Origin of the sequence: Bacillus sp. FSL K6-1033 (assembly GCF_038630765.1) — a bacterium.
Classification (GTDB): domain Bacteria; phylum Bacillota; class Bacilli; order Bacillales; family Bacillaceae; genus Bacillus; species Bacillus altitudinis.
The window spans coordinates 726886-746906 of record NZ_CP152041.1; the positions used below are offsets into that span (position 1 = coordinate 726886).

The 20021-nt window shown below is 43.7% G+C and carries 15 protein-coding genes; 12 read left to right on the forward strand and 3 right to left on the reverse strand.

Features of this window, described 5'->3' with window-relative positions; all coding sequences use genetic code 11:
* Window positions 1-4: 4 nt before the first annotated feature.
* On the reverse strand, window positions 5-1558 hold the full coding sequence (locus tag MHH31_RS03610) for an ABC-F family ATP-binding cassette domain-containing protein (RefSeq protein WP_008343192.1): 1554 nt from the start codon (window positions 1556-1558) through the stop codon (window positions 5-7).
* A 152-nt stretch (window positions 1559-1710) separates the two neighbouring features.
* Here MHH31_RS03610 and MHH31_RS03615 point away from each other — a divergent pair, with 152 nt between their 5' ends.
* Window positions 1711-2853 carry a DEAD/DEAH box helicase gene (locus MHH31_RS03615; RefSeq protein ID WP_342495292.1) on the forward strand — a complete coding sequence of 381 codons (1143 nt, stop codon included), beginning with the start codon at window positions 1711-1713 and terminating at the stop codon, window positions 2851-2853.
* 35 nt (window positions 2854-2888) lie between these two features.
* On the opposite strand, the gene MHH31_RS03620 is transcribed toward MHH31_RS03615, so the two are convergent.
* Both MHH31_RS03620 and MHH31_RS03625 read right to left on the reverse strand, forming a co-directional pair.
* A complete protein-coding gene (locus tag MHH31_RS03620; protein ID WP_024718590.1) occupies window positions 2889-3893 on the reverse strand; it encodes an NADP-dependent oxidoreductase in 1005 nt (334 codons plus the stop codon).
* A 121-nt stretch (window positions 3894-4014) separates the two neighbouring features.
* On the reverse strand, window positions 4015-4392 hold the full coding sequence (locus MHH31_RS03625) for a YfmB family protein (protein WP_017366799.1): 378 nt from the start codon (window positions 4390-4392) through the stop codon (window positions 4015-4017).
* 222 nt (window positions 4393-4614) lie between these two features.
* Between MHH31_RS03625 and MHH31_RS03630 the strand changes: the two genes are divergently transcribed.
* The 11 genes from MHH31_RS03630 (at window position 4615) to MHH31_RS03680 (ending at window position 19946) form a co-directional block, all read left to right on the forward strand.
* Window positions 4615-4962, forward strand: coding sequence for a general stress protein (locus MHH31_RS03630; protein ID WP_017360406.1), 348 nt, complete (start codon window positions 4615-4617; stop codon window positions 4960-4962).
* Between the two features lie 933 nt (window positions 4963-5895).
* Window positions 5896-6552 (forward strand): methyltransferase domain-containing protein, encoded by a 657-nt coding sequence (locus tag MHH31_RS03635; protein ID WP_008343184.1) that lies wholly within the window; start codon window positions 5896-5898, stop codon window positions 6550-6552.
* A 517-nt stretch (window positions 6553-7069) separates the two neighbouring features.
* Window positions 7070-7795, forward strand: coding sequence for a GTP cyclohydrolase II (locus MHH31_RS03640; RefSeq protein WP_017360404.1), 726 nt, complete (start codon window positions 7070-7072; stop codon window positions 7793-7795).
* A 32-nt stretch (window positions 7796-7827) separates the two neighbouring features.
* Complete coding sequence (locus tag MHH31_RS03645) at window positions 7828-8631, forward strand: SUMF1/EgtB/PvdO family nonheme iron enzyme (RefSeq protein ID WP_342495293.1); 804 nt, start codon at window positions 7828-7830, stop codon at window positions 8629-8631.
* Window positions 8632-8635: 4 nt separating this feature from the next.
* The gene (locus MHH31_RS03650) at window positions 8636-10393 is read left to right on the forward strand and encodes a WD40 repeat domain-containing protein (RefSeq protein WP_342495294.1); all 1758 of its coding nucleotides are present in this window, start codon (window positions 8636-8638) and stop codon (window positions 10391-10393) included.
* A 281-nt stretch (window positions 10394-10674) separates the two neighbouring features.
* Complete coding sequence (gene ribD, locus MHH31_RS03655; RefSeq protein ID WP_342495295.1) at window positions 10675-11757, forward strand: bifunctional diaminohydroxyphosphoribosylaminopyrimidine deaminase/5-amino-6-(5-phosphoribosylamino)uracil reductase RibD; 1083 nt, start codon at window positions 10675-10677, stop codon at window positions 11755-11757.
* A 116-nt stretch (window positions 11758-11873) separates the two neighbouring features.
* Window positions 11874-15038 carry a collagen-like repeat preface domain-containing protein gene (locus MHH31_RS03660; protein ID WP_342495296.1) on the forward strand — a complete coding sequence of 1055 codons (3165 nt, stop codon included), beginning with the start codon at window positions 11874-11876 and terminating at the stop codon, window positions 15036-15038.
* A 141-nt stretch (window positions 15039-15179) separates the two neighbouring features.
* A complete protein-coding gene (locus tag MHH31_RS03665; protein ID WP_342495297.1) occupies window positions 15180-16775 on the forward strand; it encodes a sensor histidine kinase in 1596 nt (531 codons plus the stop codon).
* 3 nt (window positions 16776-16778) lie between these two features.
* Window positions 16779-17477 carry a response regulator gene (locus MHH31_RS03670; protein WP_212361155.1) on the forward strand — a complete coding sequence of 233 codons (699 nt, stop codon included), beginning with the start codon at window positions 16779-16781 and terminating at the stop codon, window positions 17475-17477.
* A gap of 2 nt (window positions 17478-17479) precedes the next feature.
* Window positions 17480-18457, forward strand: a complete 978-nt coding sequence (locus MHH31_RS03675; RefSeq protein WP_342495298.1) for a tripartite tricarboxylate transporter substrate-binding protein — start codon at window positions 17480-17482, stop codon at window positions 18455-18457.
* A 190-nt stretch (window positions 18458-18647) separates the two neighbouring features.
* Window positions 18648-19946 carry a citrate:proton symporter gene (locus tag MHH31_RS03680; protein WP_024719341.1) on the forward strand — a complete coding sequence of 433 codons (1299 nt, stop codon included), beginning with the start codon at window positions 18648-18650 and terminating at the stop codon, window positions 19944-19946.
* Window positions 19947-20021: the final 75 nt, after the last annotated feature.

A 20021-nucleotide genomic window follows, 5' to 3' on the forward strand; every position in this document is an offset into this window, starting at 1 on the left:
GTCGTTATAATACTTTGGTTGTCCAGGATTCACAATTCCAAGTTTCAGTGGCCACATCTTGATAAAATTCAGGTTCGTGTGAAATCAATAGGACGCTGCCTTTATATTCTTTTAACGCGCGCTTTAATTCTTCTTTAGCATCGACATCCAAGTGGTTTGTCGGCTCATCGAGAACAAGTAGGTTGGTTTCTTCATTGATCAGCTTACAAAGGCGGACCTTCGCTTTTTCACCACCACTTAAAACAGACACACGGCTTTCAATATGTTTTGTCGTTAAACCGCATTTGGCAAGGGCAGCTCTGACTTCATATTGTGTGTACGATGGGAAGGTGCTCCACACCTCTTCGATACAAGTGTTGCTGTTTTGCTCTTTTACTTCTTGTTCAAAGTAGCCTATATGCAGGAATTCTCCGCGTTCCACCTCACCAGAAATGGGGGAGATTTCTCCAAGAAGACTTCGGAGCAGTGTCGTTTTTCCGATACCGTTGGCACCGTATAATGCAATTTTCTGCCCGCGTTCCATTTTTAAATTCAATGGACGAGAGAGCGGTTCGTCATACCCAATGACTAAATCCTTCGTTTCAAAAATCAATTTCCCTGATGTGCGTGCAGGTTTAAAGTGGAATTCTGGTTTTGGTTTTTCCGCTGCTAATTCAATCATGTCCATTTTATCGAGTTTCTTTTGACGAGACATCGCCATATTTCGAGTGCTGACACGTGCTTTGTTTCTCGCGACGAAATCCTTTAATTCAGCCACTTCTTGCTGCTGCCTTTTATACGCAGCCTCTAGCTGCTGCTTTTTCACTTCGTATACTTGTTTAAATTGGTCATAATCACCAACGTATCGCGTGAGTTCTTGATTTTCGACATGATAAATCAAGTTAATGACACTGTTTAGGAACGGGATATCATGTGAAATGAGGATAAATGCATTTTCATATTCCTGCAAATAGCGCTTCAGCCACTCAATATGCTGTTCATCTAAATAGTTGGTCGGCTCGTCAAGAAGAAGAATTTCAGGCTTCTCTAACAGCAATTTCGCAAGCAGTACTTTTGTCCGCTGTCCGCCGCTCAGCTCTGTCACATCACGATCGAGCCCGAGATCTGTTAACCCAAGACCTCTTGCAATTTCCTCTACCTTGGAATCAATGATATAAAAATCATTGTTCGTCAGGGCATCCTGAATGACGCCTACTTCTTCTAAAAGCTTTTCCAGTTCATCAGGATCTGCTTCACCCATTTTTTCGTAAATGTCATTCATTGCGGCTTCCATTGAGAATAAATAATGGAATGCATCTTGAAGGACTTCACGAATGGTTCTTCCTTTTTCAAGCACGGTATGCTGATCGAGGTAGCCGACACGGACATTTTTTGCCCATTCGACCTTTCCTGCATCTGGCTCAAGCTTGCCAGTAATAATATTCATAAACGTTGACTTTCCTTCACCGTTGGCGCCGATCAAGCCGACATGCTCGCCTTTTAATAACCGGAAGGAGACTTCGTGGAAAATGGCTCTGTCGCCAAAGCCATGACTTAAATCTTTAACAGATAATATCATTTTTTACACCTCAAATAGATTCAAAACGGCTAGTGCCTCTCATGATTATATCGAACTGTACGGCTCGATAAAAGCATCAAAAGAAAAATTGCGTTTCAAAGCTGATTTTGAGATACTTAAGGATAGATTGAATGAGGATAAAGGAGATCAACATGACGGAAAATTGGGCATTTTTGAAAGAAGCAAAGTCATTTATTCAAAAGAACTTTGAAGCGGCTGGCTTTGAGAAGCCAACAGCGATACAAGAACAAACAGCAGAGTGGATTACGGAAAAATGCGATGTGATCGCAGAATCACCGACTGGAACAGGGAAGACACTTGCGTATGTTCTGCCGCTTTTAAATAAAATTGATGTGAGTATCAAACACCCGCAAGTCTTAATCTTGGCACCTTCAAGAGAGCTTGTGATGCAAATTTTTGATGTCGTGCAAGAGTTCAAACAAGGTTCAGACATCAAAGCTATTTCCTTAATAGGCGGGGCAAACATCAAGAAGCAGCAGGAAAAGCTAAAAAAACACCCGAATATCGTGGTGGCGACACCGGGTCGCGTACAAGAGTTAATCAAAATCAAGAAACTGAAAATGCATGAAGTGAAAACGATCGTGTTAGACGAGGCAGACCAGCTTCTTGTCCCAGAGCATATGAAAACGATCCAAGCGATCATTAAATCCACATTAAAAGAAAGACAAATCCTTTGTTTCTCTGCGACGTTGAAAGAGGAAACCGTTCAACTGATCAAAGACATTGCATCTGAACCAGAGGTATTGAGAATTAGCAGAAGCCAAGAAGAAGCGCAGAAGGTAGGGCATTATTACCTGTTATGTGATCAGCGCGACAAGGTGAAATTACTGCAAAAGCTATCACGGCTTGAGGACATGCAGGCACTCGTCTTTGTGCGAGATATTACGAATTTGAGCATTTATGCAGAAAAATTAGCGTATCACCATGTCGACCTCGGTGTGCTTCACAGTGAAGCGAAAAAAGCAGAGCGTGCTGTCATCTTAAAGGCTTTTGAACAGCGTGAATTCCCGCTTCTTCTTGCAACAGATATCGCAGCAAGAGGGATCGATATTGACGATCTGCCTTACGTGATCCATGCCGACCTGCCAAACGAAGAAGGCTATATCCACCGTTCAGGCAGAACCGGTCGCGCAGGAAAAGAAGGGGCTGTTATCAGCCTAGTCACATCTCAAGAGCATTCAATGCTTAAAAAAATGGCGAAAAAGCTAAATCTTTCGCTTCAGGAAATTGTTTATAAGCAAGGTCAGCTGCACCTTGCGCCCAAGCAAGCATAAAAAAGGACCCTGCCGTTTGGCGGGTCCTTTTTGTGTTATGAAATTTTGACAAGTTGTTTTCCGACGTTTTCCCCTTTGAATAGTCCAAGGAATGCATCTGGAATATGGTCAAAACCTTCGATAATGGTTTCTTTGTAAGTCAGTTTGTCTTCTTTTACCCATTGTGCGAGATCTTTTGCCGCCTCTTCAAAACGATCAGAGTAGTTGGCAACAATGAAGCCCTGCATCAATGCACTTGTTTTAATGAGTTTTGTTTGCACACGAGGGCCAATGTCTTCGCTTGCACTAATGTTATAAGAAGAAATAGCGCCGCAGACTGGAATACGTGCAAAACGGTTTAAATGATTCATCACTGCATCAGAGATTTCGCCGCCCACATTGTCAAAGTACACATCGACACCGTTTGGACAGGCTTTTGCAATGGCGTCATCTAAATCATTTGTTGTTTTATAATTAATGGTTTCGTCAAAGCCCAGTTCTTTTAAATAAGCCAGCTTATCATCAGATCCGGCAATTCCAACGACGTGGGCACCTTTGATTTTAGCGATCTGTCCGACAACAGAACCAACGGCACCTGCGGCTCCAGAAATGACAACAGTTTCGCCTTCTTTTGGCTGACCAATCGCAAGAAGTCCAAAATAGGCGGTTTGTCCTGGCATGCCCAAAATCCCTAAGTAATAAGATAACGGCGCAATGGATGGATCAATTTTTGTCAGAGACTCTGCTTTGGCAGTAGAATATTCCTGCCAGCCAAGGAATCCAAGTACAAAATCACCTTTCTCAAATTGAGGAGATTTGGACTCCACGACTTCTCCGACCACACCACCTTGAATGACTTCATTCAGCTTGAACGGAGGTGTATAGGATTTTGTATCTTGCATTCGACCTCTCATGTAAGGATCTACAGACACATATTTCGTTTGAATCAAGACTTCGCCATCTTGCGGCGTTGGTATATCAACTGTTTCAAAATGAAAAACATCTTTAGTAGGTAACCCTTTTGGACGTTTTGCTAATTGAATTTGTTTTTGTTGACTCATGTCAAATCCTCCCTTTCACTTGCAACCTAGATTTACATTAACATGATGCTTCTTTTCGTTCAAAACATACGGTCTTTTCCAAGCACATACAAAAAAGCAGCCACCATCTAAAAGAAGGGGACTACTTTTTTTGAAGAGAGACAGAAAGGAGCGGCGGGAGACAACCAAACAGTTGATACTCATCCGCATCACGTTCTTTTAATAAATATTCATTTGCATTTTGCATGGAGGCTTTCATCATATCGTGCGTCACAAAAGGAAAAAGGATATTTAAATATGAGGACAACAGGTCTTGTGGATCTTGTTCGATTGACTCGATATCTCCAATGTTAATAATAATAGAAAAGAGATAATCGATGCAGATGTGAAAGTGCTGTTCAGCAAACAAAGTAAGCGGCTTTGCTTTTGATTCTTCAGGATTCCATTTTTGAAAAAGCTGTTTCACCAAATCACTGACAACCCATGCATTAAACTGCTGCTCAGCTGAAAAATAATACATCAGCTCCACCCCATTTCTAGCCTCCAGTATAAGAATTGTACAACAAATGACAAGGAATGAATACAATTTTTCAGAAAATTTAGTCATATTCACAGTCTTTTTGTCAAAAATAAGTCCATAGACGCATTAAGTTCACAGAGTAAAAATGGATGTGCTGGAGGAAGGTTTAATGACAAAAGTGACGGGTAAAAGATTCGTAAGACGTTAAAGGAGGAATAATAAATGAAACCTGTTGTAAGAGAGTATTCAAATGATGAAACACTTCAAAGAGATGTGGAGCAATTAAAACAACTCGGTGTTGCAAGAGAGGACATTTATGTTCTGTCCCATGACGATGATCGAACTGAGCGTATTGCAAGCAACACAGATGCCAATACGATAGGTCCAAAAGAAGTTGGACTCAAGCATGCGGTTGGAAACATCTTTAGCAAAAAGGGAGATGAACTCCGCAATAAGATTCATGAAATTGGTTTCTCAAAAGAAGAAGCTGAGACATTTGAAGAACATTTAGACGAAGGAAAAGTTCTTCTCTTTGTGACTGACCATGAAAAAGTGAAAAATTGGGCATAAACGCCATTGTAAAAAGCCCCTTACTTTTGTAAGGGGCTTTTTTTCATGCTGCGATAATTAAAATCTACCATCTGTCTTTTTCACTATAATAAGAAAGGTTGAAAAATTGGGATAAACAGTAAAATGTCTAATTGAAAATATAGAAATATCAAAGGATACCATCAAAAAAATGAAAAAGTAGTGAAAATATCACAAAAAAACATTCGGGAAATAATTATGATATCTTTATTTTTATTTCAAAATGAAATAAAAATCTTGTGTAATTTAGTAGATAAATTTCTTAGTTCTATTGGTTTAAGTTGTATTTTTGTGTAGAAATAAGTGTTTTAAGGTCAAAAAACCACGAAATATACCTGTATTTTCAATTAGAAAATCATTCTAATGTTTAGGAAATAATTTGTTGACAAAATAATCTAAAAACAATATATTTGGCTTAATCAAGTTATTATGGAAGTAGTTGTTAAATTTTCGATAGGTGGATTTCAGGATCAATTCGGTAAATGATGATGCATTAAGACCTAAGGAAGAGCGCTTCTGAGGCAAGGCGATACTGAAGAAATATCTATTAGACAAAAAGAAATGGATGATAGATAGCTTAGAATGGTAGATTCGTTTTTCTACTATGCCTATTTCTCAATGATATGATTCAGGGTATTCAGAGGATCATCATAAAGAAAACGCTTTCTAAACACTGTTAAGGAGGTGAACCCATATGAAGAAAATGTATAACAAACTAAGGCGCTGTAACAGTTGAATGGCTGGGGTTGTATGTGAAGATGAGTGCTGAAAAAGAAGAGTGACATGTGGGATGCTTCTCTCCTTTTTCAGAAAACAGATTTCCTAAAAAATCCATCTTTCATTTTATCATAAGGCTTTTTGCTTGAAAACCACCTTTATTAGGAAAGGTGATTGTGAATTGAAGGAGGTCACGTGATGAAAAAGGCTTTGTATCATGAAGACAGCGGGTTGTATTTAGAGAAAATGCGCATGGCTTTTCAAGAACACTATGAGCAAAGAACAGATATGTGGTCCACTGATCCATCATTAACAGACGCTGCTGTGATGTCTCTGAAGGCATGGCGTTCCAGGGAAAAGGATGCACTTGCTTCGGTGCTGGATATCGGCTGCGGGAACGGCCGGGCTCTTGAACATTTACAAGGACTGTCGGCATATACCGGCATTGACCTTTATGAGCATGAGGAATGGCAAGGATTAAAGAAGAGAAAAGAGGTTCCTGTCCATTTTTATCATCAAGATTTTATGTCCTGGTCGATGAATCAAGGGCGCGAGCTGACGTTTGATTTGATTTTAGATCATGGCTGCTTTCACCATCAGCACCCTGATGACCACGAACGATACTTAAAGCAGATTTCCTCGCTGCTTCATGAAGGTGGTGTGTTTTCCCTTGTTGTATGGGGAGAAGAGTGGAAAACAGGCTTAATCGGAGAAGATGGACGCTTCCATTTTTCATTCTCAGATACTCAGCTTGGAGAAAAGATTTGTACATCAGGACTTGAGCTCGTTTCGATTACACCATTACAAGCGAAGGCTGGGATCAGCCAGCATCATGTCATTGCTGTCAAAATCTAGTGCAAAGGAGGATAAACGCGATGTTTGATGTGATGGTTCTTGGTGCATACCTAGGCGGGTGTCATGCTTCAATCAATGTAGCTGAATTGAAGTACGGACTATTCATCCAATCAAAGGGTACAACCGGATGACGTGCATTTGAAGAACCAGAGCTTCTAGTAAAGGAGAAAGCAGCTCGAAGCTAGCAGAGATATTCTTTTAGAGAAAGAGCATGTCAGTTTCCATTCAAGAATCATCCAATGGTGTTGCTCTCTTACAGAGAATACAGCGTATGAAGCTCGATTTCTGCTCCTTTGTACTGGACAAGTGACAGCCTAAAAAGAGTCTTTATGAAAGGTACTGATGGATGATTGGCATCGCACATCTATTCAGCCAGTATGACAGGAAATTTCTCCTGAGCCATGATTCTAGCTGGAACCGGTGCTCAGGATGCAAAGGGAGTGCATACACATATTCATCACGCCATCACTGCGCTGAGAGAGTTCAATGGGGTGCAGTGATGAATAGGGGGAGACAAATGAACAAGTTTGTAGCTGAACTACAATCAATGATTCATCATTTTACATTTCAAGAAAAACACTATTTGCTCGTGGGGCCAGTGAACCTGCCGATCTCTATTGAACATGAAGAAGTGCAGTTTACATGGTATGCCTTTGCGTCTGTAGAAGCTGATACAACGCCAACGGTTGAGTCTATTGTACAAATGAGTACCGAGCAGCAAACATTTTCCTCTTGTCTCCTTTTTGGCGACTTTGAAAATGAAGTGCCACCGCTTGTGCGAATTCATAGTGTCTGCCAAACAGGGGATGTGTTTGGGTCACTGAAATGTGATTGCGGTCCACAGCTTGCATCATCGCTAAAAAAAATCACCGATTACGGAAAAGGCATGCTTGTGTATATGGCCAATCAAGAAGGGCGCTCTATTGGGTTAATGGCCAAAGCCTTCACGTATAAATTACAGGAAATGAAACTGGATACATTTGAGGCGAACAGGTTGATCGGATGCGGAGATGATGATCGGCATTACGAGGAAGCAGCGGCTGTCTTGCACTATTTAAACAAAGGTAAACCATTGCATCTCTTAACCAATAATCCAGATAAAGTCGATTCCATTGCTGCTTACGGTCTTCCGGTTTTACGGTTTGATCATACGGTAGAAGCCTCTCTCTATAATGAGGCGTATTTAAAGGCAAAAGCAGCATCAGGGCATATGGTCGATGAGAAGAAATTAATTAATCAGTAGATGAGTTTATTTAAAGAAGGCGGGAGAAAAGCGTGAAACTTGATATCAATTGGATTCAAATCCCAAGCGGCTATGCGACGATTGGAAGTAATGAAGAAGATATGAAAAAGGCATCAGAATTTTGGAAGGACAAACTTCTGAATCCAGCCTATGGCCGTGAGAAAAAATTTCAAAAATGGCTGTACAAAGAATTTCCATCTTATCAGCCGTATATGAGCGAATTTTTCATTTCAGATACGGTCGTCACCAATGAATGGTATCAAAGCTATTGCGACGAGACAGGAAAGCCTTATCCAGAGAGCTTGACGAACCTAGAACTTGGCGGGGGAAAAGACCATCCAGCTTGGGGCATGGACATCGAGGAAGCTTTCTCATTTTGTCAGTGGCTGAGCGGGAAGCTTGGATATGAGGTATCGATCCCTACTGAGGAAGAATGGGAATATGCTGCCAGGGGCAATACGAGACATCAATATCCTTGGGGAGATGAGTTTAACCCCTCTTACTGTAATACACACGAATCAAATATTGAAAAAACGACACCTGTCCGTCATTACGAAAAAGGAAGATCTCTATTTGGACTATATGATATGGGTGGCAATGTTGAAGAATGGGTCAACACCAAGTATCACATATATGAAGGCGGAATTGAGGTTGTAGATGATTTAACCGAGACACTCGGCAGTGATTACTACATTTTAAAAGGTGGCTCCTTCGCAAGAGGCGGAGATTTATGCAGAGTCGCAAGAAGACACGGGAAACACCCAGACCCTGTTTTTCGATTTACTGGTTTTCGTGTAGTTACTCGTCAAAAACAACATATAAAGGTGGGAGTGTAAAACCATGCATAGAGGACCGATTACATCCGTTTTATCAACTCAGCATGACCAAATTGTCTACACAGGTGGCTATGACCGCTGTATTTATAAATGGGACCGTGAAACGGGAGAAGGAACATTCATTGGCAGTCACGAGCATATCATCAACTCTTTATCCCTTTCGGAAAATGGAACGTATTTAGCGAGTGCATCGTCAGACTATACCATTCAATTATATGATACTGGCACACATACAAGAATTCGTACGCTATATGGTCATGCGGATGACGTGGAAGCTGTCGCATTTGCAAAGCAGGATACGCTTCTTGTATCGGTGTCCAGAGACAGAAGATGCTTAGTTTGGGATATTGAAACGGGAGCGATTTTAAGAGAATTTCATGGACATAGCAAGGATGTATTAGCTGTATGGATTCATGAGGATAAAGCTTATACAACTGGTGACGATGGCTATGTCCTTGTATGGCTCTATGAAACAGGAGAAATTGTAGGTGAAATTGGCCCGTTTGATTATGAGCTGGATACCATCAGCGGCAGCAATCAAAAAGAAGTATTCGCCCTTGGTAGAGACGATGGCACGGTCATCATTTATGATGCCGCTACATTACAGGAGAAAAAAATCATTAAAGCTCATTTACAAGGTGTGAAACGTGTGAATTTTTCGCCGAGCGGTAACTACTTGCTCACAGCGGGATATGACCATTTAATTAAGCTCTGGAATTATGAAACCGGTGATTTAATTGATACGCTGCTGCCTCATAAATATCAATGGGAGCGCTCGCTTGTTTGGACAGAAGATGAGCAGGCCATTTTAGGAGCCAGCTTTGGGAAAACGTATTGTGAATGGTCCATTCAAGAAGGAAAAGTGATTTCTGATGAGCAGGAATTGGCGACACCTTCTATTAATGATATTGCGTTGACTGAAGCGGGTGATATTATCACTGCATCAGATGACGGAAAATTCAGAAAAAATGGAATCGAAATCGCAAAGTCAACAGGTGTTCTCACAAATGGAGTGGCTGTTGCACGGGATGGAAGCTATTATGCATGGGGCGATCATGCGAGTCAGGTGCATATTGTACACGAGTCATTGCAGCAAATGGTCTCTTTTGATCTCAACACAGGTCCTGTCAATAGTGTGTATTTCCATGAGGAGGATCGTCAATTTTATATCGGCACTTATGGCGGTTATGTGCATGTCATTTCGACAGAACACTTAAAGGAAATTGGCCGTTCTAAAGCACATGATTGCGCAGTCAAAGCATTAAAGGTAGAAGGAGATCATATCATCACAGCGGCAGTTGAAGGAACCATCTGTCTTCTCGATAAAAAGAGTTTGTCCTTAACAGCAGAATATATCGGGGCGACAGAGCTGTTAAATGATGTATTTATTGATAGCAAAAGAGATCGTATTGCCATTGTCAGCCGGGATAAAAACGTCCGATTGTTTGATTTGCATACAGGCAGAATTTTAAATCAGCACAACGAGCATCAATATTCCATTAAATCCATCACTGTGACAGACTCTGGCTATATTGTGAGCGGAGACTATTGGGGGTATATTATGGTATGGAATCCAGAGCTAGATGTCAATACAGGTCCGATTCGAATTGCTAAGAATGGTATTAGTGCCATTAGACAACTAGGAAATGATGTGTATGCAAGCTCATATGACGGTGGTATTTATCATATTCGAGAAGATGGCACACATACGGAAGTACTGCGCTTATTTGAACAATTTCCGAAAGAAGTAATCTCTCATTAAGAAAAAGAATGTAAGCGGGGGATTCTCATGATAAGTGTTTGCAAGGAACATATGAAAAAAGGTCTGACTGTACTCAATTGTCCGCATGTGCTCCTCATTAATAAATATGAATGTCGCAAATGCTGTTTTTGTAAACAACGAGCATCATATAAACTGTTTTATTCCTTGCCTTACTATGATCGATCTGAAAAGAAACGGCTTGAGAAAGTATAGCACATGAGAATAGAACTCCTTCATTTTCTGAAGGAGTTCTTTCCCTTGAGAGAAGAAAGGAGTCCGAGATGAAAGACGATGTTTTTTATATGAAACTAGCGATTGCCAACGCAAAGGCGATGAAAGGACAAACCTCACCCAATCCGCTTGTTGGTGCAGTAATTGTTCAGAGCGGTGAGATCGTTGGGATTGGTGCGCACATGAAGGCTGGCGAGCCTCATGCTGAAATTCATGCGCTACAAATGGCAGGAGAAAATGCGAAGGGAGCTGACATGTATGTGACACTCGAACCTTGTACACATCACGGAAAAACAGGCCCTTGCACCGAAGCGATCATTAGCAGTGGTGTGAAGAAAGTGTTGATTGCCACCCAAGATCCGAATCCGGTTGTTGCAGGTAAAGGAATTGCCTTTTTGAAAAAGGCTGGAATTGAAGTGGAGCAAGGGATATGTAAACAGGAAGCAGATCGTTTAAATGCTCCTTTTTTTCATTTGATGCAAACAAACCTTCCTTATGTCATTTTAAAATCAGCTATTTCGATAGATGGGAAAATTGCCACGGCTGATCAAGAAAGCAAATGGATCACTGGAATAGAAGCGAGAACAGAAGTGCAGCGCTTACGTCAAGAAGCAGATGCGGTGCTGACAGGAGTGGAAACGATTATTCAAGATGATGCCGGCTTAATTGTAAAGGATTCATTCAACCATCAGCCCATTCGTGTCATTTTAGATTCAACATTAAGGATACCGCTTCATGCCAAATGCTTAACCGATCATAGGGCAGAAACCATAATTTGTACATCACAAGATTATGATCATCAAAAGTATCAACAGTTGATACAAAAAGGTCATCAAGTATTTGTCACAAGCGGAGAACACCGGACAGATCTTCAGGATGTGTTACACATGTTGAAGAAGCGCTCTGTGATGTCAGTGCTTGTAGAGGCAGGGGGCAGTGTGAGTGCGTCATTTTTAGAAGCATCCCTTGTGAACGAAGCTGTTATCTATATGGCACCTTTGTTGATTGGAGGGAAAGATGCACCTACTTTTTTTGAAGGAGAAGGGGTAAAAAAACTAAAAAAGGCGATCCGTCCAGCGGATATTGAATATAGTATGGTAGGAAAAGATTTAAAAATGACGATGACATTTTAACGATGGAGAGAGGGCCTTGCACGTAGAGTGCAAGGCCTTTCAAATTTTTTGATAAAAATAAAATTGTACATACACCTTTATCGATCATGATGAATACGATGGATTGGGGTGATTCTATGAGAAAATGTAGACAATGCGGAAAGATATACCCAACTCATTCGACAGACCACTACCAAAAAGGAAGCTGGTATGATGCGTATAAGGATGATGGCTGGGAATGTGATAGTTGTAAGAAAGGTAAATCAGACAAACCAAGGAAACCAGTAAAAAATCCATGCTGTGGAAAAGATCCTTGTGTGTGTGTCATTCAAGGACCGCCAGGGGGAAGAGGAAGGAGAGGCCCAGCAGGTCCGGCGGGTCCAGTGGGTCCAGTAGGCCCAGCGGGTCCAGCAGGAGCAACGGGCGCCACGGGAGCAACCGGCGCAACCGGTGTAGGCTTAACTGGTATCGTAGCATTTGATCCAGCGGATGCCCCATCCTATCCAGTAGGTCAAGTGGTGACATTTGATGGAAGTACGTATGTGGTGAATACAGCTTCACCAACAGGTACGCCAGGTACGTCTCCAGATTATACATTGTTAGCAGCTGCGGGAGATACGGGCGCCACGGGTGCCACAGGAGCAACAGGAACCGGAGCCACCGGTGCTACTGGAGATACAGGTGCAACCGGAGCGACCGGAGCCACCGGAGATACGGGCGCAACGGGAGCAACAGGAACCGGAGCCACCGGTGCTACTGGAGATACAGGTGCAACCGGAGCGACCGGAGCCACCGGAGATACGGGCGCAACGGGAGCAACAGGAACCGGAGCGACAGGAGCCACCGGAGATACAGGTGCTACTGGAGCGACCGGAGCCACCGGAGATACGGGCGCAACGGGAGCAACAGGAACCGGAGCGACAGGAGCCACCGGAGATACAGGTGCTACTGGAGCGACCGGAGCCACCGGAGATACGGGTGCCACGGGAGCAACAGGAACAGGAGCGACCGGCGCTACTGGAGATACAGGCGCAACCGGAGCGACCGGAGCAATAGGAGATACGGGTGCCACAGGGGCAACAGGAACAGGAGCGACCGGCGCTACTGGAGATACAGGTGCTACTGGAGCGACCGGAGCCACCGGAGATACGGGTGCCACGGGAGCAACAGGAACAGGAGCGACCGGTGCTACAGGAGATACAGGCGCAACCGGAGCGACCGGAGCCACCGGAGATACGGGTGCCACGGGAGCAACAGGAACAGGAGCGACCGGTGCTACAGGAGATACAGGCGCAACCGGAGCAACCGGCGCCACAGGAGATACGGGCGCCACGGGAGCAACAGGAACAGGAGCGACCGGTGCTACAGGAGATACAGGCGCAACCGGAGTAACCGGAGCAACGGGTGCAACGGGAGATACAGGAGCGACTGGAGTAGCCGGAGCCACGGGTGCAACGGGAGATACAGGAGCGACTGGAGTAACCGGAGCTACAGGTGCAACAGGAGATACGGGAGCGACTGGAGTAACCGGAGCTACAGGTGCAACAGGAGATACGGGAGCGACTGGAGCAACCGGAGCCACGGGTGCAACGGGAGATACAGGAGCGACAGGAGCAATCGGAGCTACAGGTGCAACAGGAGATACGGGAGCGACTGGAGTAACCGGAGCTACAGGTGCAACAGGAGATACGGGAGCGACTGGAGTAACCGGAGCTACAGGTGTAACGGGAGATACGGGAGCGACTGGAGTAACCGGAGCTACAGGTGCAACAGGAGATACGGGAGCGACTGGAGTAACCGGAGCTACAGGTGCAACAGGAGATACGGGAGCGACTGGAGCAACCGGAGCCACGGGTGTAACGGGAGATACGGGAGCGACTGGAGTAACCGGAGCCACAGGAGCAACGGGAGATACCGGGGCAACCGGAGTAGGGTTAGCTGGTATTTTGGCATTTGACCCAGCAACAGCTCCAACCTATCCAGTAGGTCAAGTGGTGACATATGAAGGTGGAACTTATATCGTAAATACAGCGCCACCAACTGGCACACCAGATACGTCTCCAGATTATACTTTATTGGCAGCCGCAGGTGTGACAGGCGCCACGGGAGATACAGGAGCGACCGGAGTAACCGGAGCCACGGGTGCAACGGGAGATACGGGAGCGACCGGAGTAACCGGAGCCACAGGTGTAACGGGAGATACGGGAGCGACTGGAGTAACCGGAGCTACAGGTGTAACGGGAGATACGGGAGCGACCGGAGTAACCGGAGCTACAGGTGCAACAGGAGATACGGGAGCGACTGGAGTAACCGGAGCCACAGGTGCAACGGGAGATACGGGAGCGACCGGAGTAACCGGAGCCACGGGAGCGACCGGAGCCACAGGTGCAACAGGAGATACGGGAGCGACTGGAGTAACCGGAGCCACAGGAGCAACGGGAGATACCGGGGCAACCGGAGTAGGGTTAGCTGGTATTTTGGCATTTGACCCAGCAACAGCTCCAACCTATCCAGTAGGTCAAGTGGTGACATATGAAGGTGGAACTTATATCGTAAATACAGCGCCACCAACTGGCACACCAGATACGTCTCCAGATTATACTTTATTGGCAGCCGCAGGTGTGACAGGCGCCACGGGAGCAACCGGTGTCACCGGAGATACAGGTCCAACAGGAGCGACCGGAGTCACAGGCGCCACAGGTGTAACAGGAGATACGGGTGCAACAGGGGCTACAGGAACAGGTGCCACGGGAGCAACCGGTGCAACAGGCGTCACAGGTGTGACAGGATCAAGTGCGATTATTCCATTTGCATCTGGTACGCCAGCTGTTTTAACCACAATCGCAGGCGGTCTAGTTGGAACATCTAGCTTGGTCGGATTCGGTAACTCGGCGACAGGTGTCAGTATTGTAGGAGGAATCATTGATTTAACCGGAGCAGCAGGAACATTGTTAAACATGGCATTCTCCGTTCCAAGAGCTGGAACCATTACGTCATTTGCCGGCTATTTTAGCACGACTGCAGCCCTTTCTTTAGTTGGCACGAGTATTACTGTAACTGCTAGTCTGTTTGCTTCACCGACACCAAATAACAGCTTCACTCAAGTAGCGAGCGTCACATTGGCTCCAGCGTTAACCGGGATTTTAACGCTAGGGGCTATTACAAACGGCATCGCTACTGGTTTAAATGTACCAGTCACACCAGAAACAAGATTACTTGTCGTATTCTCGGCATCAGCTACAGGTCTTTCTTTAGTGAATACTGTAGCAGGCTATGCAAGTGCTGGTTTATCCATCACGTAATAGGCACACAGGGATGACTCAATACTGAGTCATCCTTTTTTGTCTGTGTGAATTTTCTCTTAACTTCATGAGAAAAAATGATATGATTTTCTTAGAGTCTATTCGGGTGAATCTACTGAATTAGGGGTTGTGGCGGTGAGGATGGGCAAAAGGAAAGTCACTTTACAAACAAAAATTTTGGGGTTAATTATTGGTCTTTTACTTGTTGTTATTGCCTTATTGACCATTTGTTTTGGTTTTTTGCAGACATCAGAAAGGCAGAGCCAAGCTGAACAGCTGGCGGTGCAAACTGCTAGAACGATATCTTATATGCCGCCTATTAAAACATCGGTGGCCACGGGAGATTCGCAAAATGAAGAACAGGCTGTGCTTGAGCAAATGAAAGAGCAAGTAAGAGCGCATGCCATTTTTATCACCAATCAAAAAGGAAAGGTTCTTTTTCATACGAATCATGAGGATGTAGGGAAAACCATCAGTGTGTCGGAAGGGAGAAGTACACTGCTATTTGGAGGAACTTCCATATCAACGGGTGATTCTGATGGTGAAACCGTTGTCAGAGGAAGTGCTCCGATCATGAAAGAAACTGGCAGTTATGAAGAGATTATTGGGACAGTCAGTGTCGAATTTTTAAAAAGAGATATCGACCAAGCGACAGCTCATCAACTATTCAAATTAAGTTATATTGCCCTTCTTGTGCTCTTGCCTGGGGTTTTTGGAGCGATTTTTTTAACAAGGAGTATTCGAAAAGATATATTAGGGCTTGAACCGCATGAAATTGCTTCATTATATCGAGAAAGAGAAGCGATGCTGCATGCGATTAAAGAGGGAATCATTGCATTTGACCGTAAAGGTGCCATTACGATGATGAATACGTCAGCTGAACAGATGCTGCGCGTCTCTTCAACGCTGCCTCTTCATATTGATCAAGTGTTGCCAAATGCCAATCTTCTTTCCTATCTAAAGGTAGAGACGATTGAACCTAACATAGAATCAGTCGTCAATGATAAAACCTTCGTGCTAAATGTCAAAAAAGTGGTGCAGGACAATCGAGTATTTGGAGGAATTGTGAGCTTCAGGGAGAAAACAGAGCTGACAAAGCTGCTGGATACATTGACAGAGGTCAGTCAATATTCAGAAGACCTTAGAGCACAAACACATGAATTTTCGAATAAACTGTACGCTATTTTAGGCTTGCTTGAGTTGAAACAAGTGGATGAAGCCATTGAGTTAATTAAAGAAGAGTATACACTTCAAAATCGCCAGCATGATTTACTCATAAAGCAAATTCGCTCTCCGAAGATACAAGCCATTTTACTTGGGAAGTTAGGAAAGGCATCTGAGAAAAAGGTTCATTTCCACATTGATGAAAATAGTTCATTGGAGCCGCTCCCAGCCCATTTAAGTTTATCTCACTTTATTACCATCATTGGCAATCTCGTAGACAATGCGTTTGAGGCTGTATTGAATAAAGAGAAAAGAGAAGTCAGCTTGTTCATCACAGATATTGGATTTGATATTATCATAGAGGTATCTGATTCAGGGGACGGTGTAGATGAAGGAGCCATTTCACAACTTTTCACAAGAGGACATTCATCAAAGGGAGAAGGGCGAGGTTATGGACTTGCCAATGTCAAAGAAGTGCTAGATGAACTTGGGGGCTGGATTGAAGTTGCGAACCAAAAAGAAGGCGGTGCCATCTTCACTGTTTACATACCGAAAGGCACAAAGGGGGAATAGGTTGTGATAAAGGTACTCATTGCGGAAGATGATTTTCGAATCGCTGCGATTCATGAATCTTATATCCAAAAGGTACAAGGCTTTCAAGTGGCCGGCAAGGCAAAGAGTGCAAAGGATCTGTGGGAGGCACTTCAAAAAGAACAAGTGGATCTCATTTTACTTGATGTCTACATGCCTGATGAGCTCGGCACGAACCTTTTGCCGCTGTTAAGAGAGCGCCATCCTGAAGTGGATGTGATCATTATCACGGCTGCAACGGAAACGATGCTGTTAAGAGACGCACTGCATTATGGAGTCGTTCATTATTTAATCAAACCAGTGACCGCCCAAAAATTCACGCAGGTTTTAACCGAATATAAAGAGAAGAGAGAGTTAATCAATTCAAAAGAGGAAGTCAATCAAACGATGATTGATCTGTTTTTTGGTCAGATGCAGGAAGAATCGCAGCAAAAGGATGAGCGAGACTTGCCAACAGGCATTAATTCATTGACTTTGGACAAAGTGAAAACATTCATGGCAGCAGAGATGAACGGAATTACAGCGGAAGAACTCGGAGAAAAAATGGGCGCATCACGCACAACAGCAAGACGATACGTAGAGTATCTTGTGACAACGGGAGAATGCCGGGCAGAGCTGGCGTATGGAATCATTGGTAGACCAGAACGGAAATATTATCCCGCCAAAAAACAAACGGAGTCATAAAAATGAAAAAAGGAATACTCTTACTCATTTTGGTCTGCCTTTGTACAACGCTCACCTTTAATGAAAAAACAGCAAAAGATTCTTTCCTGGAGCACAGCCCATTATACATTGTGGTATCAGGTGTACCTGATGGCGGATTTGACCAAACAGCTCAAGTGATGAAAACCGTGCTAGAACAAGAAAAGCTAGTGGAAGAGCCTGTGCATATTCTTTATCAAAGAGGCGGAACGGTTGATAAAGGATGGACCTATATGATGGAGCGAGATGCCAATTATATTAGTTTAAATTCAAGCTTATTATTAAGCCGTAATTTGCTGGGCAGCAGTAACGTGACCATGAATGATGTCACCCCGCTCGCTATTCTTGCGGAAGAGTGGCAGGTAGTTGCAGTGCCAGTTGATTCTCCTTTCTCAAATGGAAAAGCGCTATTACAAGCATTAAAAAAGAAACCAGATTCCTTAAAAATTGGGTTTGCCCCGGACTTTGGAAATGATGATCAAATCTCATTTGCACGGGCTGCCGAAATGGCAGGAATTGATCCGTACCGCATTCAGTTTTTAAAATTTGATAGTGCAGATGATTTATTCCAAGCGCTCATTGACCATGAGGTAGATGCGGCAACCACGACCATTACAGAGGTTCGTCATGATTATGAAAAGAATAGGCTGAAGCTTGTTGCGACCACAACGAATCAGCGTTTAGAAGGATTCAAAGACGTGCCCACTTGGAAAGAACAGGGGATTCCGCTCATCTTCTCTCATTGGCGTGGTGTGATGGGACCAAAGCAAATGAATCAGCACGACATTCGAGCATGGGATCAGCTTCTTCAAAAAATGACGCAAACGAAGTCATGGAAAAATCAGTTAAAACAAAAAGGCTGGACAAGCCGTTATATGAACAGTAAAGAAGCAAAGGTCTTTATGGAAGATCAATTAAGGCGATATGAGCAATTTATACAAGGAGAACAAGCGGTCAAATGAGACCGCTTTTTTCATGGAACCAACAAACAACAACAATTGCACAAAATGAACAAAAAGCATTTATCGACCAAAAAAGAATTAAAATTCATAATATTTACTTCAATTCAGGCGTCAGATATCATGACAGAAAGGGTTGGAAATGGGATACCAACATTTAATGAAAGCGTATACAACATAAGGGGTGAACAAAATGTTAGCGATCTTAGGATTTCTTATGATGGTTGTATTTATGGTTTTAATTATGACGAAACGTATGTCTGTTCTAACGGCATTAGTATTAACACCGATTGCATTTGCTCTTATTGCAGGTTTTCATTTTACAGAAATTTCAGATATGATTGTTAAAGGTGTACAGCAAGTTGCACCAACGGCGGTCATGATCATGTTTGCCATTTTGTACTTCGGGATTATGATTGATGCAGGTTTATTTGATCCGATGGTGGCAAAAATTTTAAACATCGTCAAAGGCGATCCATTAAAAATTGTGGTCGGAACAGCTGTCCTGACGATGCTTGTCGCACTTGACGGTGATGGAACCACAACGTACATGATTACAACAACAGCGATGCTTCCGTTATTTACACTGCTTGGCATTCGTCCGATTATTTTAGCGGGTATCGCCGGAGTCGGCATGGGGATTATGAATACGATTCCATGGGGAGGGGCAACACCTAGAGCGGCAAGTGCACTTGGCGTTGATCCATCACTTTTATTTGGCCCGATGATTCCAGTCATTGGCGCAGGGGTTTTGAGCATGATTGTGGTGGCATACTTTCTTGGGAAGTCTGAAAGAAAACGTCTTGGTGTTATTGAGCTCGAACAGCCGATTCATGCAAATGAAATGGCAGCGGCACTGCAAGATGATATTAAGCGACCGAAACTTTGGTGGTTTAACCTGACACTGACTTTGCTATTGGTTCTCTTGCTAGTGTCTGGAAAAGTAAGCTTAACGGTTCTGTTTGTTCTTGCCTTCTGTGTTGCCATTATCGTGAACTATCCGAATTTAGAGCAGCAGCGTGAGCGGATTGCGGCTCATTCAACAAATGTTTTGGCGATTGCTTCGATGATTTTTGCGGCAGGTGTTTTTACAGGCATCTTAACTGGGACGAAAATGGTTGATGAAATGGCGATTTCGATTGTTTCGGCTATTCCAGAGCAGCTTGGCGGGTTTATTCCAGTCATTGTCGCGCTAACAAGCGGGATCTTCACTTTCTTTATGCCGAATGATGCATACTTTTATGGGGTACTGCCGATCCTATCAGAAACAGCGGCAGCATACGGTGTCGATAAAATTGAGATTGCGAGAGCATCTATCATTGGTCAGCCGATTCACATGTTAAGCCCACTTGTTCCATCGACTCATTTACTTGTTGGACTCGTTGGGGTATCACTAGATCAGCATCAGAAATTTGGCATGAAATGGGCGGTTCTTGCAGTCGTCGCCATGACAGTGATGGCGGTTCTCATTGGAGCCATTTCGATCTGGTAATGAGAAGAGTGTCTGCTGTTCATGCAGGCGCTCTTTTTTAGGTCCTATTGCAGGGCAAGATCCATTCATTTGCCC